19 protein-coding genes are annotated in these 22911 nt (G+C 72.7%); 6 read left to right on the top strand and 13 right to left on the bottom strand.

Annotated features, from left to right (window positions below):
- Positions 1-62: 62 nt before the first annotated feature.
- From pstB to mshD, 7 genes are all read right to left on the bottom strand, one after another.
- Positions 63-839, bottom strand: a complete 777-nt coding sequence (pstB, locus tag ACFWUZ_RS20205; RefSeq protein WP_384374337.1) for a phosphate ABC transporter ATP-binding protein PstB — start codon at positions 837-839, stop codon at positions 63-65.
- Positions 840-867: 28 nt separating this feature from the next.
- Entirely contained in the window at positions 868-1947 is a 1080-nt protein-coding gene (pstA, locus tag ACFWUZ_RS20210) for a phosphate ABC transporter permease PstA (RefSeq protein ID WP_384374340.1), read from the bottom strand.
- A complete protein-coding gene (gene pstC, locus ACFWUZ_RS20215; protein ID WP_384374343.1) occupies positions 1947-2936 on the bottom strand; it encodes a phosphate ABC transporter permease subunit PstC in 990 nt (329 codons plus the stop codon). Before pstC ends, pstA begins: the two co-directional genes overlap by 1 nt.
- A gap of 128 nt (positions 2937-3064) precedes the next feature.
- The gene (gene pstS / locus ACFWUZ_RS20220) at positions 3065-4201 is read right to left on the bottom strand and encodes a phosphate ABC transporter substrate-binding protein PstS (RefSeq protein ID WP_384374346.1); all 1137 of its coding nucleotides are present in this window, start codon (positions 4199-4201) and stop codon (positions 3065-3067) included.
- A 244-nt stretch (positions 4202-4445) separates the two neighbouring features.
- Complete coding sequence (locus ACFWUZ_RS20225) at positions 4446-5402, bottom strand: CHAD domain-containing protein (RefSeq protein WP_384374349.1); 957 nt, start codon at positions 5400-5402, stop codon at positions 4446-4448.
- Complete coding sequence (locus ACFWUZ_RS20230; protein ID WP_384374351.1) at positions 5383-7653, bottom strand: RNA degradosome polyphosphate kinase; 2271 nt, start codon at positions 7651-7653, stop codon at positions 5383-5385. The genes ACFWUZ_RS20225 and ACFWUZ_RS20230 overlap by 20 nt, the downstream gene beginning before the upstream one ends.
- Before the next feature lie 489 nt (positions 7654-8142).
- Positions 8143-9069: a mycothiol synthase gene (gene mshD / locus ACFWUZ_RS20235; RefSeq protein ID WP_384374353.1), complete on the bottom strand. Its 927-nt coding sequence runs from the start codon at positions 9067-9069 to the stop codon at positions 8143-8145.
- A 169-nt stretch (positions 9070-9238) separates the two neighbouring features.
- On the opposite strand from mshD, the gene ACFWUZ_RS20240 reads away from it, so the two are divergent.
- A complete protein-coding gene (locus tag ACFWUZ_RS20240) occupies positions 9239-11053 on the top strand; it encodes a bifunctional metallophosphatase/5'-nucleotidase (RefSeq protein WP_384374356.1) in 1815 nt (604 codons plus the stop codon).
- An 85-nt stretch (positions 11054-11138) separates the two neighbouring features.
- Here the strand turns inward: ACFWUZ_RS20240 and ACFWUZ_RS20245 are convergent, their stop codons facing one another.
- The gene (locus tag ACFWUZ_RS20245) at positions 11139-11915 is read right to left on the bottom strand and encodes an alpha/beta fold hydrolase (protein ID WP_384374359.1); all 777 of its coding nucleotides are present in this window, start codon (positions 11913-11915) and stop codon (positions 11139-11141) included.
- Between the two features lie 153 nt (positions 11916-12068).
- Here ACFWUZ_RS20245 and ACFWUZ_RS20250 point away from each other — a divergent pair, with 153 nt between their 5' ends.
- Both ACFWUZ_RS20250 and ACFWUZ_RS20255 read left to right on the top strand, forming a co-directional pair.
- On the top strand, positions 12069-12638 hold the full coding sequence (locus ACFWUZ_RS20250) for a TetR/AcrR family transcriptional regulator (RefSeq protein ID WP_384374362.1): 570 nt from the start codon (positions 12069-12071) through the stop codon (positions 12636-12638).
- Positions 12639-12715: 77 nt separating this feature from the next.
- Positions 12716-13705: a phosphatidylinositol-specific phospholipase C gene (locus tag ACFWUZ_RS20255; RefSeq protein WP_384374365.1), complete on the top strand. Its 990-nt coding sequence runs from the start codon at positions 12716-12718 to the stop codon at positions 13703-13705.
- On the opposite strand, the gene ACFWUZ_RS20260 is transcribed toward ACFWUZ_RS20255, so the two are convergent.
- The 5 genes from ACFWUZ_RS20260 to ACFWUZ_RS20280 form a co-directional block, all read right to left on the bottom strand.
- Positions 13685-15124 carry a sensor histidine kinase gene (locus tag ACFWUZ_RS20260; protein WP_384374368.1) on the bottom strand — a complete coding sequence of 480 codons (1440 nt, stop codon included), beginning with the start codon at positions 15122-15124 and terminating at the stop codon, positions 13685-13687. The two genes, ACFWUZ_RS20255 and ACFWUZ_RS20260, sit on opposite strands and share 21 nt — an antisense overlap.
- Positions 15121-15855 (bottom strand): response regulator transcription factor, encoded by a 735-nt coding sequence (locus ACFWUZ_RS20265; RefSeq protein ID WP_384374371.1) that lies wholly within the window; start codon positions 15853-15855, stop codon positions 15121-15123. The genes ACFWUZ_RS20260 and ACFWUZ_RS20265 overlap by 4 nt, the downstream gene beginning before the upstream one ends.
- Positions 15856-16045: 190 nt before the next feature.
- On the bottom strand, positions 16046-17275 hold the full coding sequence (locus tag ACFWUZ_RS20270; RefSeq protein WP_384374374.1) for a S1C family serine protease: 1230 nt from the start codon (positions 17273-17275) through the stop codon (positions 16046-16048).
- 369 nt (positions 17276-17644) lie between these two features.
- Positions 17645-18667: a LacI family DNA-binding transcriptional regulator gene (locus ACFWUZ_RS20275; protein ID WP_384374377.1), complete on the bottom strand. Its 1023-nt coding sequence runs from the start codon at positions 18665-18667 to the stop codon at positions 17645-17647.
- Between the two features lie 24 nt (positions 18668-18691).
- Positions 18692-19495 (bottom strand): response regulator transcription factor, encoded by an 804-nt coding sequence (locus ACFWUZ_RS20280; protein WP_384374380.1) that lies wholly within the window; start codon positions 19493-19495, stop codon positions 18692-18694.
- Between the two features lie 493 nt (positions 19496-19988).
- On the opposite strand from ACFWUZ_RS20280, the gene ACFWUZ_RS20285 reads away from it, so the two are divergent.
- From ACFWUZ_RS20285 to ACFWUZ_RS20295, 3 genes are all read left to right on the top strand, one after another.
- Positions 19989-20243: a MoaD/ThiS family protein gene (locus ACFWUZ_RS20285; protein ID WP_384374383.1), complete on the top strand. Its 255-nt coding sequence runs from the start codon at positions 19989-19991 to the stop codon at positions 20241-20243.
- A 10-nt stretch (positions 20244-20253) separates the two neighbouring features.
- The gene (locus tag ACFWUZ_RS20290) at positions 20254-22068 is read left to right on the top strand and encodes a hypothetical protein (RefSeq protein WP_384374386.1); all 1815 of its coding nucleotides are present in this window, start codon (positions 20254-20256) and stop codon (positions 22066-22068) included.
- Between the two features lie 64 nt (positions 22069-22132).
- Positions 22133-22849, top strand: coding sequence for a DUF2993 domain-containing protein (locus ACFWUZ_RS20295; protein WP_384374389.1), 717 nt, complete (start codon positions 22133-22135; stop codon positions 22847-22849).
- Positions 22850-22911 lie beyond the last annotated feature (62 nt).

Here is a 22911-nt window from a genome sequence, read left to right on the forward strand (position 1 = left end):
TTCCTTTCGTCCTGCGGTGGCACCGCCATGCAGCACCGCAGGACGTGCGTCACATCCCGGGCTCAGCCGAAGCGGCCGGAGATGTAGTCCTCGGTCGCCTGCACGGACGGGTTCGAGAAGATCCGGTCCGTGTCGTCGATCTCGATGAGCTTGCCGGGCTGGCCGACCGCCGAGAGGTTGAAGAAGGCGGTGCGGTCGGAGACGCGGGCGGCCTGCTGCATGTTGTGCGTCACGATGACGATCGTGAAGCGCTCCTTCAGCTCGCCGATCAGGTCCTCGATCGCGAGGGTGGAGATCGGGTCGAGGGCCGAGCAGGGCTCGTCCATCAGCAGGACCTGGGGCTCGACCGCGATGGCGCGGGCGATGCACAGACGCTGCTGCTGGCCGCCGGAGAGGCCGGAGCCGGGCTTGTTCAGGCGGTCCTTGACCTCGTTCCAGAGGTTGGCGCCCTGGAGGGACTTCTCGACGACGTCGCTCAGCTCGGACTTCTTGAAGCTGCCGTTCAGCCGCAGGCCCGCCGCCACGTTGTCGAAGATCGACATGGTGGGGAAGGGGTTCGGGCGCTGGAAGACCATGCCGACGGTGCGGCGGACCGCGACCGGGTCCACACCGGGGCCGTACAGGTTCTCGTCGTCCAGGAGCACCTTGCCCTCGACGCGGCCGCCGGGTGTGACCTCGTGCATGCGGTTGAGGGTGCGCAGGAAGGTGGACTTGCCGCAGCCCGAGGGGCCGATGAAGGCGGTCACGGAACGGGGCTCTACGGTCATCGAGATGTCGTCGATGGCCTTGTGGCTGCCGTAGAAGGCGGACAGTCCGCTGACGTCGATTCGCTTCGCCATGGGGGTCACTTCGCTTTCTTCGGTCGCGTCAGCGACCGGTCTTCGGTGCCTTCCAGCGGGCGATGCCGCGGGCCACCAGATTCAGGATCATGACGAAGGCGATCAGGACGAGCGCTGCGGCCCATGCCCGGTCGTAGGAGGCTTCACTGCCGACCTTGTACTGCTCCCAGATGTAGAGGGGGAGCGAGGACTGGGCGCCTTCGAAGGGGTTGTTGTTGATCAGCTGGGCGCCGAAGACCAGCAGCATGATCGGAGCGGTCTCGCCGGCGATGCGTGCCACAGCCAGCATGACACCGGTCGAGATGCCGCCGATGGCGGTGGGGAGCACGACCTTGAGGATCATGCGCCACTTCGGCACGCCGAGGGCCAGGGCGGCCTCGCGCAGCTCGTTCGGGACGAGCTTGAGCATCTCCTCGGTGGAGCGGACCACGACGGGCATCATCAGGATCGACAGGGCCATGGCGCCGGCGAAGCCGGAGGGGCCGAAGCCGAGCATCAGGTTCCACGTCGTCAGGATGAACAGGCCCGCGACGATGGAGGGGATGCCCGTCATGACGTCGACGAAGAAGGTCACGGCCTTGGCGAGCGAGCCCTTGCCGTACTCGACCAGGTAGACGGCGGTCAGCAGACCGATCGGCGCGGCGATCAGGGTGGCGAGGCCCACCTGCTCCAGGGTGCCGATCAGCGCGTGGTAGACGCCGCCGCCCTCCTCGAAGCTGGTCACGCCGTTCATGGAGTGGCTGAGGAAGTTCCCGTCGAGGACCTTGATGCCGCGGCTGATCGTGGTCCACATCAGGGAGAGCAGCGGGACGACCGCGAGGATGAAGCAGACCCATACGACGGAGGTCGCGACGCGGTCCTTGGCCTGGCGGCGGTTCTCGACGAGCGCGCTGGCGGTGTAGGTGACGGCGACGAACAGCAGCGCCGCGAGGAGCCCCCACTGGATCTTGCTGTGGAGGTCGAAGGCGAGGCCGATGCCGCTGCCGAGGCCGGCCGAGAGGACGGCGATGCCGGCCGGGGCCCAGCGGGGCAGGCCGCCCCGGGTGAGGCCGGCGGGTGCGGCGGACCTGCGGGTCGTGGGCCGCGGGTCCTGGAGTGTGTGGCTCATCAGGCGTTCGCCCCCGAGAAGTCCTTGCGGCGAGCGATGATCAGTCGAGCGGCACCGTTGACCAGCAGGGTGAGCAGGAAGAGGACCAGACCGGAGGCGATCAGCGCGTCCCGGCCGAACTCGTTGGCCTCGTCGAACTTGGCGGCGATGTTCTGCGCGAAGGTTCCGCCACCCGGGTCGAGGATGTGCAGCGAGATCAGGAAGCTCGGGGAGAGGACGGTCGCGACGGCCATGGTCTCGCCGAGCGCGCGGCCGAGGCCGAGCATCGAGGCGGAGATGACTCCGGAGCGGCCGAAGGGCAGCACCGACATCCGGATGACTTCCCAGCGGGTCGCGCCGAGGGCCAGGGCGGCCTCCTCGTTCATGCGCGGGACCTGGAGGAAGACCTCGCGGCTGACGCTGGTCACGATCGGCAGGATCATGATCGCGAGCAGGATGCCGACGGTGAAGATCGAGCGGGCGACGCCGACCTGGGACTTGTCGAAGACGTAGGTCCAGCCCAGGTACTGGTCGAGCCAGAGGTTCAGCCCCGCCAGCTGCGGTACGAGGAAGAGGGCGCCCCAGATGCCGTAGATGATCGACGGTACGGCGGCCAGCAGGTCGACCACGTAGGCGAGCGGCGAGGCCATCTTGCGCGGCGCGTAGTGCGAGATGAACAGGGCGATGCCGACGGCGATCGGGACCGCGATGACCATCGCGATGATCGAGCTGACGACGGTGCCGAAGAGGAGGACGGCGATGCCGAAGACGGGCGGGTCGGCCGACGCGTTCCAGTCGAAGGTGGTGAGGAAGTTCCCCTCGTTCTCCGACAGGGCGATCGAGGCGCGGTAGGTGAGGAAGACGGCGATCGACGCCATGATCACCAGGAGCAGGATGCCGGAGCCCTTGGAGAGCCCGGCGAAGATCTTGTCACCGGCTCGGCCGGTGGACCTCGCGCTCTTGGCGACAGGCGGAGCCTGGTCCAACTGGGTGGGTGTGGTGGAAGCCATGGTCTTTCCGGTCTGGGTGGGGGCGAGGCCCCCGGGCGGCGGTGCACCGGATTCCCCGGGTGGAGGGGGAAGGGTCCCGGGCCGGTCCGCCCCCGGACGGGGGAGCGGACCGGGCCTCGGGCTCGGGACTAGGCCAGCGAGGCGATGATCTCGCGGACCTTGGCGTTGATCTCGGCCGGGATCGGCGCGTAGCCGTTGTCCAGGAGGACCTTCTGGCCCGCGTCGGACGCGGTGTAGTTCAGGAAGGACTTCACGGTCGGCAGGGTCTCGGCCTTGTTGCCCTTGTCGCAGACGACCTCGTAGGTCACCAGGACGATCGGGTAGGCGCCCTCGGCCTTGGTGGCGTAGTCGAGCTTCAGTGCCAGGTCGTTGCCGGTGCCGGAGATCTTGGCGGCGGCGATCGCCTTGGAGGCGTTCTCGCCGGTGGCCTTGACGGGGGCGGCGGCACCCGTGTTCAGGTCGACCGTCTTGATGTTCTGCGCGCTGGCGTAGGAGAGCTCGAAGTAGCCGATGGAGCCGTCGACCTGCTTGACCTGGGTGGCGACACCCGCGGAGCCGGAGGCGCCGAGGCCGCCCGGGGCGGGCCACTTCTTCGCGGCCTCGTGCGGCCAGGCGTCACCGGCGGCGGCCTTGAGGTACTTGCCCAGGTTCTCGGTGGTGCCCGAGTCCTCGGAGCGGTGGAAGTGCTGGATCGCGGTGCCGGGAAGCGTGACGCCGGGGTTCAGCTTCTTGATCGCCTCGTCGTCCCACTTCTTGATCTTGTCGTTGAAGATGTTGGCGATCGTGGGGGCGTCCAGGGTCAGCTTGTCCACGCCGGCGACGTTGAAGCCGAGGGCGATCGGGCCGCCGACCATGGGCAGGTCGATGCCCTGGCCACCGGTGCAGATCTTCTTCGACTCCTCGACCTGCTCCGGCTTCAGCGCCGAGTCGGAGCCGGCGAAACCGACGGTGCCCTGGTTGAAGGCGACGATGCCCTCACCGGAGGAGGAGGACTTGTAGTTCACCTCGACGCCGGGGCAGGCGGCCATGTAGTTCTTCACCCACAGGTCGACCGCGTTCTTCTGCGCGGACGAGCCCGAGGCCAGGAGCTTGCCCTTGGCGTCGTCGCACTTGACGTCACCCGTGCCGGCCGCCGGCTTGCTGGCCGCGGAGCCGTTGTCCTTGGTGTTGTCGTCCGAGCCGCACGCCGTGAGGACCAGGGCGCCGGACACGACGAGCGCCCCGAGGGCGGAGGCACGAAGCATGTTCTTGCGCTGAAGCTTCACTTTCGGGTGTTCCTTCCAGAAGCCGCCGGCCGCTTTCTGTGTCGGGGCGGCGTGCGAAGAGGACTACGTGGGTCGCGCGGCCGGGCCGCCCGGTCCGCGGGCGGTTCACACCGTGCACGTCTGAAATTAGGCAGAACAGGTGAAGCCGCCGACCGGGCCGAGTGAACGGACGGTGAACCGTGGCGGACGACCCGGTGCGCCTCCGCCGGATGGCGTTCCGCAGCAATGATCCGTTATCCGGCCGTTATCCCGGCGTGGCGGCAGGCTGCGGAAGCCAGAGTTCCTGGAAGGCGCCGCGGGCCGCTTCGACCTCGTGGCGCTGGTCCGCGTGCAGCACGCCGAGCGCATACGCCGTGGCAGGGGCGATGCGCGGGGTGCGGGCGGCCGTCGCCGAGGCCGCGGCGGCCTCGGCCGCGTCGCGGTGGCGGTCCAGGGCCTCGCCTGCGGCCGCCAGCCGGGTCACGTCCTCGCCCAGGGCCTCCCGGGCGTACCGGTGGACCCGCAGGAGGCGGCGCACCTCGTGCCAGAGGCCGTCGTCGTCGCAGTTGTACGGGTGGGCGCCGTCCACCGGGGGCAGTACCGCGACCGCCGCGGACAGTCGGCTTTCGGCCACTTCCGCGAGCGGTACGAGGACCTCCGCGACCCGGCCCTGCGCCGCGACCGCGTCCAGCGGCACCTCGGAGGCCAGGACCGCCACCGCGTCCGCCACCGCGTGGAACCGGGCCGAGCCGAGGGCCTGCAGCGTGGCGGAGTGGGCGCGGGTGCGGGCCAGGGTCAGCTGACGCTCCAGCAGCGCGCCGGCCCGTGCCGAGCCGACCGTGAGGGCGCCCGCGGAGGAGCGCGGCCCGGGGACGTCCGGGGATCCCGACAGCCGGTGCAGCGCCTCCATCAGCCGGGCCAGCCGGGCCGCGTACGCGTGCTCGTCCGCCAGGGTCGAGGACAGCCACACCAGCTCGGTGCGCAGCCCGTCGGCCCAGGCGGACTCGGTCACCCCCCGGAAGGTGGCCAGGGATCCGCTGATCCGGCGCGCGGCCCCCCGCAGGCTGCGCGCCGCAGCGGCTTCGGCGACGCCGTCCGGCCCGCCCTGCACGCCCTCGCCGTGGAGGCGCAGGGCGCGCAGGAAAGCGGTGGCCTGTCCGCGCAGGTAGGCGCCGAGCACGTCGCCCGCGCCGGCGGTCGGGTCATGGTTTGGCTGAGCCACGCCGGCGCCTCCGGGCGTCTATGAGCGTCTCCTGTACGTGCCGCAGCGGCTGGCCCTCCGCATCCGTGCTGTGCCGGGTCCATTCGCCGTCCGGGCCCAGGTGCCAGGAGGACGTGGCGTCGGACATGCCCGTCTCCAGCATCCGGTCCAGTGCCGCGCGGTGGGCCGGGTCGGCGACCCTGACCAGTGCCTCGATGCGGCGGTCGAGGTTGCGGTGCATCATGTCGGCGCTGCCGATCCACACCTCGGGCTCGCCGCCGTTGCCGAAGGCGAAGACGCGGGAGTGCTCCAGGAACCGGCCGAGGACCGAGCGGACCCGGATGTTCTCCGAGAGGCCGGGTACCCCGGGCCGTACCGCGCAGATGCCGCGGACCCAGATGTCGACGGGCACACCGGCCTGGGCGGCCCGGTAGAGCGAGTCGATCAGGGCCTCGTCGACGATCGAGTTCATCTTCAGGCGCACGTACGCGGGGCGGCCGGCCCGGTGGTGGGCGGCCTCCTTGTCGATCCGCGCGATCAGCCCGTCGCGCAGCGAGCGGGGCGCCACCATCAGCCGGCGGTAGGTCTCGCGGCGGGAGTAGCCGGAGAGCCGGTTGAAGAGGTCGGAGAGGTCCGCGCCGACCTGCGGGTCGGCGGTGAGCAGGCCGAGGTCCTCGTAGAGCCGGGCGGTCTTGGGGTGGTAGTTGCCGGTGCCGACGTGTGAGTAGCGGCGCAGCTGGTCGCCCTCCTGGCGGACGACGAGGGACAGCTTGCAGTGTGTCTTGAGGCCGACGAGGCCGTACACGACGTGGCAGCCGGACTCCTCCAGCTTGCGCGCCCACTTGATGTTGGCCTGCTCGTCGAAGCGGGCCTTGATCTCGACGAGCACGAGGACCTGCTTGCCGGACTCGGCCGCGTCGATGAGGGCGTCCACGATCGGGGAGTCGCCGGAGGTGCGGTAGAGGGTCTGCTTGATGGCGAGGACGTCCGGGTCGGCGGCCGCCTGCTCCAGGAAGGCCTGCACCGAGGTGGAGAAGGAGTCGTACGGGTGGTGCAGCAGGACGTCCCGTTCGCGCAGGGCGGCGAAGATGTCGGGTGCGGACGCGGACTCGACCTCGGCGAGGTCGCGGTGGGTGCCCGCGATGAACTTCGGGTACTTCAGCTCCGGCCGGTCCAGCGAGGCGATCCCGAAGAGCGCGGTCAGGTCCAGCAGGCCGGGCAGCGGGTACACCTCGGAGGCGTTGACCTTCAGCTCCTGCACGAGGAGGTCCAGTACGCCGGGGTCGATGGACTCCTCGACCTCCAGGCGCACCGGCGGCCCGAAGCGGCGCCGCATGAGTTCCTTCTCCAGGGCCTGGAGCAGGTTCTCCGCGTCGTCCTCCTCGACCTCCAGGTCCTCGTTGCGGGTCACGCGGAACATGTGGTGCGCGAGCACCTCCATGCCGGGGAACAGCTCCTCGAGGTGCGCGGCGATGACGTCCTCCAGCGGGACGTAGCGCTGCGGGGAGGCCTCCAGGAAGCGGGAGAGGAGCGGCGGGACCTTGACCCGGGCGAAGTGGCGGTGGCCGCTGACCGGGTTGCGTACGACGACGGCCAGGTTCAGGGAGAGGCCGGAGATGTACGGGAAGGGGTGCGCGGGGTCCACGGCCAGCGGGGTGAGGACCGGGAAGATCTGGTTCCGGAACAGTGTGAAGAGCCGGGCCTGCTCCTTCTCGGTGAGGTCGGGCCAGCGGATCAGGTGGATGCCCTCCTCGGCGAGCGCCGGGGAGATGTCCTGCTGGAAGCAGGCGGCGTGGCGGGCCATGAGCTCGCGCGAGCGCGTCCAGATCAGGTCCAGCACCTCACGGGGCTGGAGGCCTGAGGCCGATCGGGTGGCGACGCCCGTCGCGATGCGGCGCTTGAGGCCGGCGACGCGGACCATGAAGAACTCGTCGAGGTTGCTGGCGAAGATCGCCAGGAAGTTCGCGCGTTCCAGGAGCGGGGTCGTCGGGTCCTCGGCCAGCTCCAGCACCCGCTCGTTGAAGGCCAGCCAGCTGCGCTCACGGTCGAGGAAGCGCCCCGGGGGCAGCTCGTCGCCGTCCCTGGCGTCGTAGGCGTCCAGGTCGGCGTCGAGATCGGGTTCGAGGTCGACGTGGGGGCGGTGCGCGGAGATGGAGCCTAGGCGGGCGTGCGCTCCGGTGACCGCGAGACCGGCCGGGCCGCCGGTGGCGGGGGTGTGAGACGTGTGCTGGGCGGGGACCTCGGTGGGGCCTGCGCTGGGCTGGTGGCTCATGACTCCATTGTTCCGCGCGCGCGGCAGGACGGGCGCGTCGGAACGGTCGGCCGTCAGGCGGAGTCGGGGCTGCATGGGGGGAGCGTCGCAAGCGCGTCTTAATGCCTGGTGAATGGCGTATGGCTTCCCGGGTCAGGCTGGCGCAAGGGTGTGCGGGGGCGTACGAGGGTGCGCGGGGGTGCGCGGGGTGTTGCTGGACCGGGCCGTGCGCGGTGCCGGGGCGGGGCTGGTGCGGTGCCGTCAGCGGGGCGGCGAGGCTGGTGCAGGGCGCGCGGCGTCGGCGCCGGGGCCGCCGGTGCAGGGCTGCGCGGCGCCGGTCCGGAGGCGGTGCGCCCGGTGCGGTACCGGTGCGCAGGCGGTGCGGTGCCGGTGCCGAGGCGCGCGGTCGGTGCGGTGCGTCGTCGGCGGTACGGGCGCGTCCCGCACCGGCGGTGCGTCGCCGGGGCGGTCCGGGGTGTCCCGGACCGCGCCCCGCGGCGCACGGCTGCGTCAGCTCTCGGTGCGGTACATGAGGTCGACCTCGTGCGTGGTGAAGCCGAGGCGCTCGTAGACGGCGAGGGCCGCCGGGTTGTCGGCGTCCACGTAGAGCATGGCGGTGGGCAGGCCCTGGGCCGCCAGGTGGCGCAGGCCGATCGCGGTGAGGGCCTTGCCGAGGCCGCCGCCCTGGGCGCCGGGGCGGACGCCGACCACGTAGACCTCGCCGAGCTGCTGCTCCGCGTGGACCTTGGTCCAGTGGAAGCCGACGATCTCGCCCTCCCGCTCGGCGAGGAAGAAGCCCTTGGCGTCGAACCACGGCTGCGCGATCCGGTCGTTCAGGTCCCGCTGCGTCAGCGCCCCCTGCTCCGGGTGGTGCGCGAAGGCGGCTGCGTTCGCCGCGAGCCAGGCCGTGTCGTCGGAGCCGGGCACGAAGGTCCGTACGGTCACCCCGGGCGGCAGCACCGGATCGGGCAGCGGGTCGCCGGCGGAGAGCGGGCGGCGCAGCTGGCGCAGCTCGCGGAAGAGGGTCAGGCCGAGGACCTGCGCGAGGTGGCGGGCGGCCGACTTGCCGCCGTGCGCCCACACCCGGATCCGCTTGCCGGAGGCGGCCAGCAGGGCCGTGCCCAGCGCCCGCCCGTGGCCGCGGCCGCGCAGCGCGGGATGGACGACGAGCTCGGCGGCGGGGGCCTCCACCGGGTCGGTGTCCTCCAGTTGCCCGTATCCGACGAGCCGGCCGGCGACGGTGAGCAGGAAGTGCCGGATCCCCTCGCGCGGGCCGCCGCGCAGCTGGAGGCGCCCCTGCTCGGACACGGCGGTGGTGCCGTCGGTACGCGCCGCGTCCTCGATCAGCGCGAGCACGGCATCGGCCTGCTCCTCCGTCAGTTCCTCGAGGGTCTCAATCTGCCGTCCCGGCTCCAGGGCCGCTGCTGCGTCAGTCATGGCACGAGCCTACGACCGCGGCGGGCGCGTGGCGGAGCGCGGGCCCGGCGTCGGTCCGTCTTCTGTGCGTAACCACCTCGATACCCGATACCCCCTGTCGTGCTACGCGCGTTGACCATAGGCTTCGGCGGACCTCCCAAGCTGTATCGCTGTCCACAAAGGGGATTAAATGTCAGCGACGCCACAACGGCACCGCCGCGCCCGCCGGTTGACCCTCACCGCCATCGCCGTCACGGCCGGAGCGGGGGCGATGGTCGCCGCCGCGCTTCCGGCCGGGGCCGTCGGCGCTGGTGCCGGCAAGAGCCGCACCGTCGATGTGCAGATGCTGTCGATCAACGACTTCCACGGCACGCTGGAGCCCCCGCAGGGCTCCTCGGGCAACGTGAGCGAACGTCAGGCAGACGGCACCACCAAGGCCATACCGGCGGGCGGGGCCGAGTACCTCGCGACCAGCCTGCGCGAGGCCCGCAAGGGCCACGAGTACTCCGTCACCGCCGCGGCCGGTGACATGATCGGCGGCAGCCCGATGCTGTCCGGGCTCTTCCACGACGAGCCGACCATCGAGGCGTTGAACAAGCTGGACCTGGACGTCTCCAGCGTCGGCAACCACGAGTTCGACGAGGGCCGCGCCGAGCTGCGCCGCATGGCGTACGGCGGCTGCCACCCGGTCGAGGGCTGCTTCGAGCCCGGCAAGGAGTTCACGGGCTCCGAGTTCCAGTACCTCGCCGCGAACGTCACCGACGAGAAGACGAAGCGTCCGCTGATGTCGCCCACCTTCGTCTGGAAGAAGGGGGACGTGAAGATCGGCTTCATCGGCGTCACCCTGGAGGGCACCCCGGACGTCGTGACCGCCGAGGGCGTCAAGGGCCTGAAGTTCGGTGACGAGGTCGAGACGATCAACAAGTACGCCGCCGAGCTGAACAAGCAGGGCGTGAAGTCGATCGTCGCGCTGATCCACGAGGGCGGTCTGCCCGCGAGCGGCGCGTACAACTACGACTGCGACGTCCCGGGCGCGGGCGCCGGCATCTCCGGTGCCATCGTGGACATCGCCAAGAACGTGGACGCCAAGGTCGACGCGCTGGTGACGGGCCACACGCACCAGGCGTACGCGTGCAACATCCCGGACCCGGCGGGCAACCCGCGCACGGTCACCTCGGCCGCCTCCATCGGCCGCCTGTACACGGACACCACGCTGACCTACGACCGGCAGACCAAGGACATCGTCCGTACGCCGGTCGCCTCGCCGAAGCCGGTCAACAAGGTCGTCACGCGCGACCAGCCCAAGGCCGCGGACATGACCGAGCTGATCCAGCGCTGGAACGCGCTGGCGGCTCCGATCGCCAGCCGTCCGCAGGGCTTCATCGCGGCCGACATCCCGGGCCGCGGCTCCGACGCACCGGAGAAGCCGCTCGGTGACCTGATCGCCGACGCGCAGCTGGAGGCGCTGGCCCCGGCCGACAAGGGCGGCGCGGAGCTGGCCCTGATGAACCCGGGCGGCATCCGCTCGGACCTCGCCTTCAAGGCCTCGGGTGACGAGGGCGACGGTGTGGTGACGTACGGCGAGTCCTTCACGGTCCAGCCGTTCAACAACATGATGAACGTGGTGGACCTGACCGGCGCGCAGCTGGTCACCGCGCTCCAGCAGCAGGTCAGCGGTCCCGTCAACGGGGTGAACCCGAAGATCCTCCAGGTCTCGAAGGGCTTCACCTACACCCTGGACATGACGAAGACGGGCGCCGACCGCATCGTCGTGGACTCGGTGAAGCTGAACGGCGCGGCCATCGACCCGGCCAGGACCTACCGGGTCGCGATGAACGAGTTCCTCGCGGGCGGCGGCGACGGCTTCACCGTCCTGAAGGAGCACAGGAACAAGCTGGTGGGCGCGTCCGACCTGGACTGCTTCAACGCCTACCTGACGAACAACTCGTCGGAGGGCAGCCCGATCGCCCCGCCGGCGGCGAACCGGATCACCGTCGTCAAGTAGGACGTCGCGGTACCCCTGGAGGGGCGGCGGGCCATCGGCCCGCCGCCCCTCCGGCGTTCCCGCCCGGCCCGGCCGCCGGGGGGTCCTACAGGGTCGCCAGGAAGGCGGCGACGGCGTCGTCGAAGCCCTCGGGGTCCTCGAAGGGGACGAAGTGGCCGGTGTCGAGTCCGGCGTACGAGGTCCCGGGTCGCCGCGCGGTCATGGCGTCGGCCTGCTCCTGCGGGAGCGCCTGGCTGCGCCGTCCGTGGATCAGCAGGGCCGGGCAGCGGCTCGCGGTCCAGACGTCCCACTGGGGGGCGCGGAACTCGGCGAGGGTGGCCAGCGTGTCCTGCGGATGGAACGGCAGCCGCCAGCCGCTGCCGTCGGGCAGCTGCCGCAGCGAGGGCGCGACCGATTCGCCGAAGGGGCCGCAGGCGGCGACGAGTTGTTCGCGGGTCGGTGCGGTGTACGGGAGGTGGTGCAGGAAGTCGAAGGGACTGGGGCCCTCGGCGCCCTCCACCGGGGCGTCGACGTTGACCAGTGCCGCGACGAGGTCGGGCCGGGCGGCGGCCAGGTGGTAGGCGTTGATCCCGCCGAGGGAGAAGCCGAGGACGGCGACCGGCCCGCCGGGGTCCAGGTGCTCCAGCAGGGCGACGGCATCGCAGACGTATCCCCGGCGGCTGTACTCGGCGGCGCGGTCGGAGTCGCCGTGGCCGCGCTGGTCGGGGGCGATGACCCGCCAGGCGTCGCCGAGGGAGGCGGCCAGGCCGGCGTAGTGGGCGCCTTCGGAGAGGCCGCCGTGCAGGGCGAGGAGCAGGCGGCCGGGGCCGCCGAAGTCCAGGTAGGACAGGGTGCGGTCGTCGATCTTCAGCTCGTGTCGCATGCGTCTTCGTCTCCCCGTGTCGTGGTCGCTCCGCCGGCCGGGCCCGGGTCCGGGTCCTGCCGGTGTCCTCCTGAAGCCTGCCAGGATTTGGGCAAGCGCGCAATACAACCGTCTAGGGCGCTTGCCCAAAACCCGCGCGGCTACGATCCCGGCATGGGAAATCGCGAGGACCTGCTGGCCGGAGCGCGCCGCTGCCTGGAGGAGAAGGGGTACCTGCGGACGACCGTGCGCGACATCGCCACGGCTGCGCAGGTGAGCATGGCCGCGATCGGCTACCACTTCGGGTCGCGGGAGGCGCTGCTCAACCAGGCGCTGTTCGCCGCCATGGAGGAGTGGGCCGCGGGGTCCGGGCGGCTGGCGGGGCAGGGCGACAGCGCCGAGGAGCGGTACGCCGACATGTGGGACCGCAAGATCCAGGACTTCGGGGACATGCGCTGGCTCTGGACCGCCGGCGTCGAGGCCTTCGTGCACGCCCAGTCCTCGCCCGAACTGCTCGCCGCCCTCGCCGAGGGGCAGCGCGTCAACCGCCGGATGGTGGCCGCCGCGCTGCGCGGGGTCCCGGAGGGCGAGGTCGCGGAGGAGGACGTACGGGCCCTCGGCTCGATGCACATCGCGCTGCTGAGCGGGGTGATGGTGCAGACCCTGACCGACCCGGCGCAGGCGCCCAGCGGCAGCGAGATCCTCCAAGGGCTGCGCACGATGGTCGAGTTGCTCGAAAGCTGACTGCTACCGACGGGTAGTAAACCCGGGTTCCGCACGCCATAATCCGGTGCCACCACTGGGTCGGCAAAGGGGCGGGCATGGGCGTGGCACCGGGCACGGGTGCGGGTACGGGCGCGAGCACGAGCGAGGTCACGGGGACGGGGGCCGGGCGGATCGCGGCCCCGGCCGCGGGCCCCGGGGCGGGCGGGCCCGTCGGCGTCGCCCGGCGGGGGTTCCTCGCCGGGGCCGTCGCCGCCGGAGCGGCCCTGGCGTTCGGCGCCGGCGCACCGGCCGTGGCGGCCGGCACCGCCCTCGGCACCCAGGACTGGATGGCGGGGCTCGGTGACGCCACCGCCCTGCAGCGGATGACCATCCCGGGCACCCACGACGCGGGCGCCCGCCACGGCGGGCTCTACGTGGCCTGCCAGAACACCTCGATCGCCGAACAGCTGGACTCCGGGATCCGCTTCCTCGACGTCCGCTGCCGGGTGACGGGCGGATCGTTCGCGATCCACCACGGCTCCTTCTACCAGAACCTGATGTTCGGCGACGTGCTCGCCGCCTGCCGGAACTTCCTCGCCGCGCACCCCTCCGAGACCGTCCTGATGCGGCTCAAGCAGGAGTACTCCACCGACAGCGACGCCACCTTCCGCGCCGTCTTCGACGACTACCTCGACCACCGCGGCTGGCGGCCGCTGTTCCGGATCGCCGACACCCTGCCCGCGCTCGGGCAGGCCCGCGGCAAGGTGGTCCTGCTCGCCGACAACGGCGGCCTGCCGGGCCTGCGCTACGGGGACGGCAACGTCTTCGACATCCAGGACGACTGGAACGCCGAGCCCTTCGCCAAACGGGGTCGGATCGAGAACCACTTCCGCAAGGCCGTCCAGCAGCCGGGCAAGCTCTTCGTCAACTACACCAGCACCGCGGCCTACATGCCGCCGCGCTGGAACTCCGACCGGCTCAATCCGCAGGTCCACGCCTTCGTGGACGGCGGGGAGCTGGCCGGCCGGACGGGGCTCGGCATCGTCCCGATGGACTTCCCGAACACCCGCTCCGGCCTGGTCGCCTCACTGATCCGGCACAACTGACGGGCCGGCCGGCGGCGGGGTCGGCGCCCCCGGGATGCGGAGCACCGCCTCCGTGCCCGGGCCGCCGTCGGCCGCGGCCCGCAGTTCGGCGCTGCCGCCCGTACGGGCCGCCGTACGGGCCACGATGGACAGGCCCAGCCCGCTGCCGGGCAGGGCGCGGGCCGAGGGGGAGCGCCAGAACCGCTCGAAGACGTGCGGGAGGTCCGCGGCCGGGATCCCGGGACCGTGGTCCCGTACGGTCAGCTCGCCCGCCCGCAGCGTCACCTCCACCAGGCCGTGCGGCGGGCTGAACTTCACCGCGTTGTCCAGCACGTTGACCACCGCCCGCTCCAGGGCGGCCGGCTCGCCGCGGACGTACCAGGGCGCCAGGTCCGAGCGGAATACCAGCTCCGGACCGCGCAGCCGGGCCCGGGACAGCGCGGCCGCGGCGATCTCGTGCAGGGCCACGACCCCGAGCGGACCGGGGGAGACCGCGTCCGGCCGGGACAGCTCCTGCAGGTCCCCGATCAGCGCGGCGAGCTCGGTCATCTGTGCCTTCACCGACGCCAGCAGCTCCCTGCGGTCCTCGGCCGGGATGGCCCGGCCGGTCTCCTCGCTGCGCGCCAGCAGCTCGATGTTCGTACGGAGCGAGGTCAGCGGTGTGCGCAGCTCGTGCCCGGCGTCCGCGATCAGCTGGGCCTGCCGCTCCTGGGAGGAGGCCAGCGAGGCGGTCATGGAGTTGAAGGACCGTGACAGGCGGGCGATCTCGTCGTCGCCCTCGTCGGGGATCCGCACGGTGAGGTCCTCGGTCCGGGCGATGTGCTCCACGGCGCCGGTGAGTTCGTCCACCGGCCGCAGCCCGGTCCGGGCCACCCACAGGCCGGCCGCGCCCGCCCCCACGACGCCGATGCCGCAGACCAGGAGCAGCACCCAGGCCAGGGTGGACAGCGGCTTGTCGATGTCGGCGAGCGGTTTGGCCACGGAGAGGGCGGCGGCCCGCCCCTCCAGCAGGGCGGGCTGGGTGTAGACCCGGACCGCGACCCCCTCGGTGGTGGTCGCGTCGTAGAGGGCGGCCCCGCGCCGCCGCTGCGCGACCTCCAGGTCCGTGGCGCTGATCCGCAGGGTGCTGCGGCCGTCGACCCAGCAGTGGCCGCCGTCCGGCAGCACGATCTGCACCTGGGCGCTCAGGTTGTTGGCGGGGCGCTCCGGGAGGGCGCTGCCGGACACGGAGACGCAGCCGATCGACCGGACCACCTGGTTGGCCTGCGCCTCCGCGTTGGTGGCGCGCAGGGAGCTGTCCAGCTGGTCGCGGAGCTGGGTGCGCACCATCACCCAGGCCACGGCGGCCACGGCGGCCACGGCCAGTGCGACCGCCACCGTGACCAGCAGGGCGAGCCGGGAGCGCAGCGGCAGGGCGCGGAACCTGGCCGCCGGGCTCACTCGGGCCCGCTCTCTCCGGCCCGCAGGACGTAGCCCACCCCGCGCACGGTGTGGACGAGCCGCGGTTCGCCGCCCGCCTCGGTCTTGCGCCGCAGGTACATCACGTACACGTCCAGGGAGTTGGAGCTGGGCTCGAAGTCGAAGCCCCACACGGTCTTGAGGATCTGCTCACGGGTCAGGACCTGGCGCGGGTGTGCGAGGAACATCTCCAGCAGGGTGAACTCGGTCCGGGTCAGCTCCACGGCGCGCCCCGCCCGGCTCACCTCGCGGGTCGCGAGGTCCATGCGCAGGTCGCCGAAGGACAGCACGTCCTCGGGGGCGTCGGCGCCGGTCTGCGGGGACGCGTACGAGCTGCGGCGCAGCAGGGCGCGGACGCGGGCGAAGAGCTCGTCCAGCTCGAACGGCTTGACGAGGTAGTCGTCGGCGCCCGCGTCGAGGCCGGTGACGCGGTCGCCGACCGTGTCGCGGGCGGTGAGCATCAGGATCGGCGTGACGCTCCCGGCGGCGCGCAGTCTGCGGGCCGCCGTCAGACCGTCCATGCGGGGCATCTGGATGTCCAGGACGATCAGGCCGGGGGTGTACGAAGCCGCTTTGTCCAGGGCGTCCAGCCCGTCGACGGCGGTCTGCACGGCGTACCCCTCGAAGGCCAGACTGCGGCGCAGGGCCTCGCGGACGGCCGGCTCGTCGTCGACGACGAGGACGCGCTGCTGGTCGCCTTCGGCGGGATTCATGGGTGCTCCCCCAGGGTGGTCGTGGTCGTCCGGGCCGTGTCCGGCGAGGCGCGGGTGGCCTCCCGCGGCGCTCCTCCCCAGCGTCGCACGCGGCCGGGGCCGGTCCGGTCCGGTCGGCCGTGATCCGCGGGACGGGCCGGGGAGCCCGGGCGGCCCAGGGGTGCCTGGCCGGTCGGGCCGGGTGCGCGGCCTAGAAGGCGGTGCTCAGTCCGTGGTCGCCGGAGCCGCGGCCGCCGTCCGTCGCGGAGCCTCCGCCGGAGCCGCCGGGGCCGCCCTTGCGGAGGGAGTCCAGGTCGGCCTTGATGGTGTTCACCGGGATGGCGAAGCCCAGGCCGACGCTGCCGGCGGCGTCGGCGTTGCTGGAGGGGGAGTAGATCGCCGAGGGCATGCCCACGATCTCGCCGTTCATGTTGACGAGGGCGCCGCCGGAGTTGCCCGGGTTGAGGGAGGCGTCCGTCTGGATGGCCTTGTACGAGGTGGTGTCGGAGCCGGTGTTCCCGTTGAACTGCTGACCGCCGTACGAGAACGGCCAGGCGCCGCCCTGCTGCCTGCTCCGGGGCGGGCGCTGCTCCGACTTCGGTACGTTCACCTCGCGTTCCAGCGCGGAGACGATGCCGCTGGTGACCGTGCCGGTGAGGCGGTCGGGCGAGCCGATGGCGACGACCTGCTCGCCGACCTTGAGGCTGCCGGAGTCGCCGAGCTGGGCGGGCTTGAGGCCGGAGGCGTCCTGGAGTTCGATCAGGGCCAGGTCCTTGTCGGGGTCGGTGCCGACGATCTTGGCGGAGTACTTCTTGCCGTCGCTCGTCGTCACCTGGATCTGCGTGGCGCCGTTCACGACGTGGTTGTTGGTGGCGATCTCGCCGTCGGCGGTCAGGACGATGCCGGAGCCCGTGCCCTGGCCGGAGGCCGTGCCCGTGTCGATGCGGACGACGGAGGGGCTGACCTGCTCGGCCACGCCGGAGACGGTGCCGTTGCGGGACTGCGAGACGGTGGTGCCGTCGACGCCGCCGCCGGAGGCGTTCTGGGTGCCCGTCAGCTGCTGGACGGCGGTCGCGGTACCGCCGCCGACCACGGCCGCCGCGAGGGCCACCGCGGCCAGCAGTGCGACGGGCCGCTTGGCGCGCGGGGCCGGGGCGGCCGCGTGGGCCGGGCCGGTGACGTGCCCGCCGTGCCCCTGGCCGCCCTGCCCGCCCTGGCCGGCGGTGGCGGTGGGGACCGTCTCGCCCCGGATCACCGGCGGCTGGTGCGCCTCGTGCCATCCCGGCGCGGCGGGCGGGTACGCGGGCGGCGGCGGACAGGCCCCGGTACCGGCGTCCTGTGCGAGCCGGTCGCGCCCCCGCTGCCGGTCCTCGCCGAAGGGCGCGTGCCGGGTCGGGCTCTCCTGCGGGTACTCGCCTTCGCGGCGGAAGCTGTCGGTCATGGCTACGACTGTGGCCGCCGTTGATGAGAGCTTCCTGAGTCCGGGCTGAGAAGCCCGCCAGAACCGCGTATGCCCCATATAAGCGCCTGGCCGCCCTCGTCGCCGCCTCCCGCTCGTCCTGCGGGAGGCCCCGTCGGCGTTCGCGTGGAGCTGCTTCGTCATCGGCTTCCTGCTGGCGTGCTGGTCGTTCGCCGCCGCCTTCACCGGGGTGCTCGTCTTCATGCCGGCCGCCGCACTGCTGCTCGTCGCGTCCTTCGCCGAACCCGGCAACCGGCCGTGCAGCTGCTGAGGGGGGGTGCCCGCGGCGAGCGGTCCGGGGCCGGGCTGCCGGACCCTCGGCGGCCGGAAAGCCCCGACCGCAGCCGGGCGTCAGCGGCAGCCGCAGGACCGGCGGATCACCAGGGCCGAGGGGAACTGCTTCAAGCGCTCGCGCCGGGAGCCGGCCACCCGGAGGCCGTCGTCCAGGACGAGGTCCACCGCCGCACGGGCCATCGCCGGGCGGTCCGAGGCGATCGTGGTGAGGGGCGGGTCCGTGAGGGCCGCCTCCTTGACGTCGTCGAAGCCGGCCACCGCCAGCTCCCCGGGCACGTCGATGCGCAGCTCGCGCGCCGCCCGCAGCAGGCCGATCGCCTGGTCGTCCGTGGCACAGAAGATGGCCGGCGGCCGGTCCGGGCCGGACAGGACCTCCAGGGCCACGCGGTAGGCGTCGTAGCGGTTGTACGGGGCCTGGAAGAGCCGGCCCTCGACCGAACGGCCCGATTCCAGCATGGCCCGGCGCCAGCCCTCGACGTGGTCGGCGACGGGGTCGCCGACCTCCGGGGTGGTCTCGACACCGCCGAGGCAGGCCACGTACGGGTGCCCGTGCTCCAGCAGGTGCCGGGTGGCGAGCTGCGCGCCGCCGATGTCGTCGGTGACCACGGCCACGTCGTCGATCGCCTCGGGCCGCTCGTGCAGCAGTACGACACGGGCGTCCCAGGCCTCGATCTCCGAGGCGGCGCGCTCGCTCATGCCCTGGCTGACCAGGATCAGGCCGGAGACCCGCATGCCGAGGAAGGCCCGCAGGTAGTGGACCTCGCGCTCGTCCCGGTAGTCGGAGTTCCCGACCAGCACCATCTTCCCGCGCTCGGCGGCGGCCTGTTCGACCGCGTGCGCCATCTCCGCGAAGAAGGGCTGGCGGGCGTCGGGGACGATCATGCCTATGAGGTCGGTGCGCCGCGACGCCATCGCCTGGGCGACCCGGTCCGGGCGGTAGCCCAGCTCCTTGATCGCGGCGAGGACACGCTCGCGCGTGGCCGGGGCGACCGGCCGGGGTCCGTTGTTGATGACGTAGCTCACGACGGCGGTAGAGGTACCCGCAAGTCGCGCCACGTCATCCCGCGTCACCTTGGCCACGCGCGGCAGTCTACGCGGGGTGACCTACCTCTGGGCAGGGCGTCCTGCGGAGTGGATGCTCACAGGGTCTTCCGCCGGGCGGGTGACAACCGTGCCGGTCTGGGCGGCCGCCTGCTGCGCCGCCTGGGCGGCGGCCTCGGCAGCCGCCCGCTCGACCTTCTCCGGCGTGACGAAGCGGTATCCGACGTTGCGGACCGTACCGATCAGGGACTCGTGCTCGGGGCCGAGCTTGGCCCGCAGGCGCCGTACGTGGACGTCCACCGTCCGGGTGCCGCCGAAGTAGTCGTAGCCCCAGACCTCCTGGAGCAGCTGGGCGCGGGTGAAGACCCGGCCGGGGTGCTGCGCGAGGTACTTGAGCAGCTCGAACTCCTTGAAGGTGAGGTCCAGCACCCGGCCCTTGAGCTTGGCGGAGTACGTGGCCTCGTCCACCGAGAGGTCACCGTTGCGGATCTCCATCGGGGAGTCGTCGGAGCCCAGCTGCTGACGGCCGGTGGCCAGCCGCAGCCGCGCCTCGACCTCGGCGGGACCGGCGGTGTCGAGGAGGACGTCGTCGATGCCCCAGTCGGCGGTGACGGCCGCGAGGCCGCCCTCGGTGACGACGAGGATCAGCGGGCAGCCCGGCCCGGTGGAGCGCAGCAGCTGGCACAGCGAGCGCACCTGCGGCAGGTCACGGCGGCCGTCCACGAGGATGACGTCGGCGCCCGGGGTGTCCACGAGGGCCGGTCCCTCGGCGGGGGCCACCCGGACGTTGTGCAGCAGCAGACCGAGGGCGGGCAGCACCTCGGTGGACGGCTGCAGGGCGTTGGTCAGCAGCAGCAGGGAGCTCATGCCTGACCACCCCGCCCTGTCCCGGTCGGCCGGTCTAGCACGGTTCGCTGGTCCATCACGTCGGTTCCTCCTCGGTCCCGTCGAGGACGTGCTGCTTCGTACGTGGTGCGTCTCGTGCGGCGTCCTGGCGGGCCCCGCGCCCTTGGGCCCGGACGGACGCCGCTGTTCTACGTGGTGCTCGGTCGTGCTCGATCGTGCTCGTTGTTCTCGGTGCGTTCAACGCGCTGAAAGCACAAAAGGACCCGGGGGCTACGTTGCCCGGATCCTCTCGCCAGCAGAATAGCCCACCGGTCCGTTCGCGGCCGAGGCTCCGCCCGTTCCTCTTCTGTGGTTCCTGCCACGCCCGGGCTCGCGTATGCCCCGGTTTCACCGTATGGGTGGACCCCCCGGGGCCGGGCCGGGCGCACACGGGGCGCGCGGTGGCACGCCGGGGCCGGGGCGGGGAGGGGTCATCATGGAGGCCGACGGTAGAGAGCCGACGATAGGAGCTGCAGTGGCAACCGGAACCATCCGCTACTGGGCGGCGGCCAAGGCCGCGGCCAAGACGGCGGAGGAGCCGTACTCGGCGCAGACACTGGCCGAGGCGCTCGACGCCGTGCGGGAACGCCACCCCGGGGAGCTGACCCGGGTCCTGCTGCGCTGCTCCTTCCTCGTGAACGACGAGCCCGTGGGCAAGCGCCCGCACGATTCCGTCCAGCTGACCGAGGGGGGCACCGTCGAGGTGCTCCCGCCGTTCGCGGGCGGGTGAGCGGAAACCGATGAGCACGCCTGAGGAACAGCAGAACCAGCAGCAGCCGCACCAGCAGCAGCCGCACCAGCAGAACCAGCAGCAGTCGCACCAGCAGCAGCCGCACCAGCAGGACCCGCACCAGCAGGACCCGTACGGGACCCAGACCTGGCAGGCCGAGACCTGGGAGACCGGCTACCAGCCGGTGCACCCGCCGCTGGGCTCGGTGCCGGGTCAGCCGGTCGCGCCCGAGGGCTGGTTCCGGGACGAGCCGCCCGCTCCGGCTGTCGCACCGGCGGAGGAGACCGCGTACCTGCCGCCGTATCCGGGCTCCGGGCAGCAGCAGCCGGTCGCCCCGGACGGCTGGTTCCGCGAGGAGGCCCCCGCGCCCGCCCCGGCTCCCGCCCAGGACTGGTCCCGGGCGGGCTACCCGACGCCGTACGGGGAGCAGGCCGCTCCGGCCGCCGTCCCGGCGGAGGAGACCGCGTACCTGCCGCCGTACCCGGGCTCCGGGCAGCAGCAGCCCGCCGTCCCGGACGGCTGGTTCCGCGACGAGGCCCCCGCGCCCGCCCCGGCCCCGGTCCAGGACTGGTCCCGGGGAGGCGTGCCCTGGCCGGACGCCCCGGCCGCCGAGCAGACCGCCTACCTGCCGCCCCAGACGCCCGCCCCGGCTCCGGCCGCCGCTTCGGCGGAGGAGACCGCGTACCTGCCGCCGTACCGGGGGCAGGCGGCCCCGGCTCCGGCTTCGGCGGAGGAGACCGCGTACCTGCCGCCGTACCGGGAGCAGGCGGCTCCGGCCCCGGCTCCGGCTTCGGCGGAGGAGACCGCGTACCTGCCGCCGTACCGGGGGCAGGCGGCTCCGGCCCCGGCTCCGGCTGCGGCGGAGGAGACCGCGTACCTGCCGCCGTACCGGGAGCAGGCGGCTCCGGCCCCGGCTCCGGCTGCGGCGGAGGAGACCGCGTACCTGCCGCCGTACCGCGAGCACGCGGCTCCGGCCCCCGCTCCGGCTTCGGCGCCGCAGCCGGCCGGTGCGGAGCCCGGTGAGGAGCCCGCCTGGTCGCCGCCCACCCTCGCGGGGAACACGATCCGCGCCGTCGACCCCGCCCAGGCGCGGGCCGAGGGCCTGTCGCCGATCATCGACCCGGGCCCGCAGCCGGCCCTGCTGACCGCCGCCCTCGGCGTGCTGCTGGCCGTGGCGGCCGCGGTGGGGCAGTACGCCCTGCTGGTGCCGCTGATCGCCCTGCAGGGGCTCACCGCCGCCGGCTGGTTCCGCCTCAACGGGATGTGGCCCGCCCGCCAGGGCATCGCCCTCGCCTTCCTGGGGGCGCTCGTCGCCGACGCAGCCGTGCTCGCGGTGGACCGCACCCACGGCCCCGGCGCGATCATCGGCACCCTCGGCGCCTGGGTGCTGCTCACGCTGGTCCTCCAGCTGCGCAGCCACGCCGATCCCGACGAGCGGATGTACGGCCTGATGGCTTCGGTGGCCTCGGCCGCCCTCGCCATCGTCTGCGCGGGCTACCTCGCCGCCGGTTCCCAGGCCGTCACCGTCGGCGGCGTGGCCGTCGCGGCCGCCGTGTTCGCCCGGGCGCTGCCGCTGCCCCCCGCGCCCTCGGTGGGCGCCGCGCTGGCCTCGGCCGCGGGTGCGGGCATCGCGGTCGGCGGGCTGACCGTCGGCGCGGGCGGCGGGGCGCTGCTGGGGCTCGTCGCCGGGGTGTGCGCGCTGGTCGGGCTGCGCGTGGCGGCGTACGACTACCCGTCGAAGTTCGTGCACATGACGGCCGGTGTGGCGCTGCCGCTGGCGGCGGCCGCGCCCGCCGTGTACCTGATCGGCCGGGTGGTGGGCTGACGGCCGTCCGACGGCCGACCATGGTCCACTAGAACGCACGTACCGATTAGTAGGGGGTGGACACGTGCGTTTTCTACGTGTCGTTGTGATCATCGGAGTGGTGCTGGCAGCCCTGCTCGCCGGTGTGGACCGCTGGGCGGTCGGCTATGCCGAGAACCGGCTGGCCGACCGGATCCAGGCCCGGCAGGGGCTGGCAGGCAGCACCGAGGTGGAGATACACGGCTTCCCCTTCCTGACCCAGGCCCTCAGCCGCGAGCTGGACCGGGTCGACATCGACCTCAAGGGCGTCGAGGCCACCGCGGACGGCCGCAAGACGCGGCTCTCGGAGCTGGGCGCCACGTTCCACGGGGTGAAGCTGAACGGGGACTACACGGGCGGCACCGCCGAGCGGGCCGAGGGCACCGCGCTCATCACGTACGCGGACCTGACCGCCGCCTCGCAGACCGGCGCGACCCTCACCTACGGCGGTGCGCCGGGCAAGGTGAAGGTCACCGCGACCGTCGAGCTCCTCGGCAAGTCCCTCACGCACAGCGTGGTGTCGACCGTCAGCCTCGTGGACGCGGAAGGCGGCCAGGGCGGCAAGCTGGTCCGGGTGCGCGCCGACGAGGTGCCCGGCGGGGGAGTTCCGGCCGTCGAGAAGCTGGTCCGCAAGAAGACCGACTTCGACCGCCGGCTGGACGACGGCCTGCCGGCCGGGCTCCAGCTGACCGCGCTGACCTCGGACGAGGCCGGTGTGCACCTCACGCTGGGCGGCTCGGACGTGGTGTTGGCCGGATCGTGAGACACGGCGGTCCGATCCGCAGATGGGCGGGCCGGACGGGGTGTCCCGGAGGCGGCGCGGCG

Source organism: Streptomyces sp. NPDC058646 (assembly GCF_042716875.1).
Taxonomy (GTDB): Bacteria; Actinomycetota; Actinomycetes; order Streptomycetales; family Streptomycetaceae; genus Streptomyces.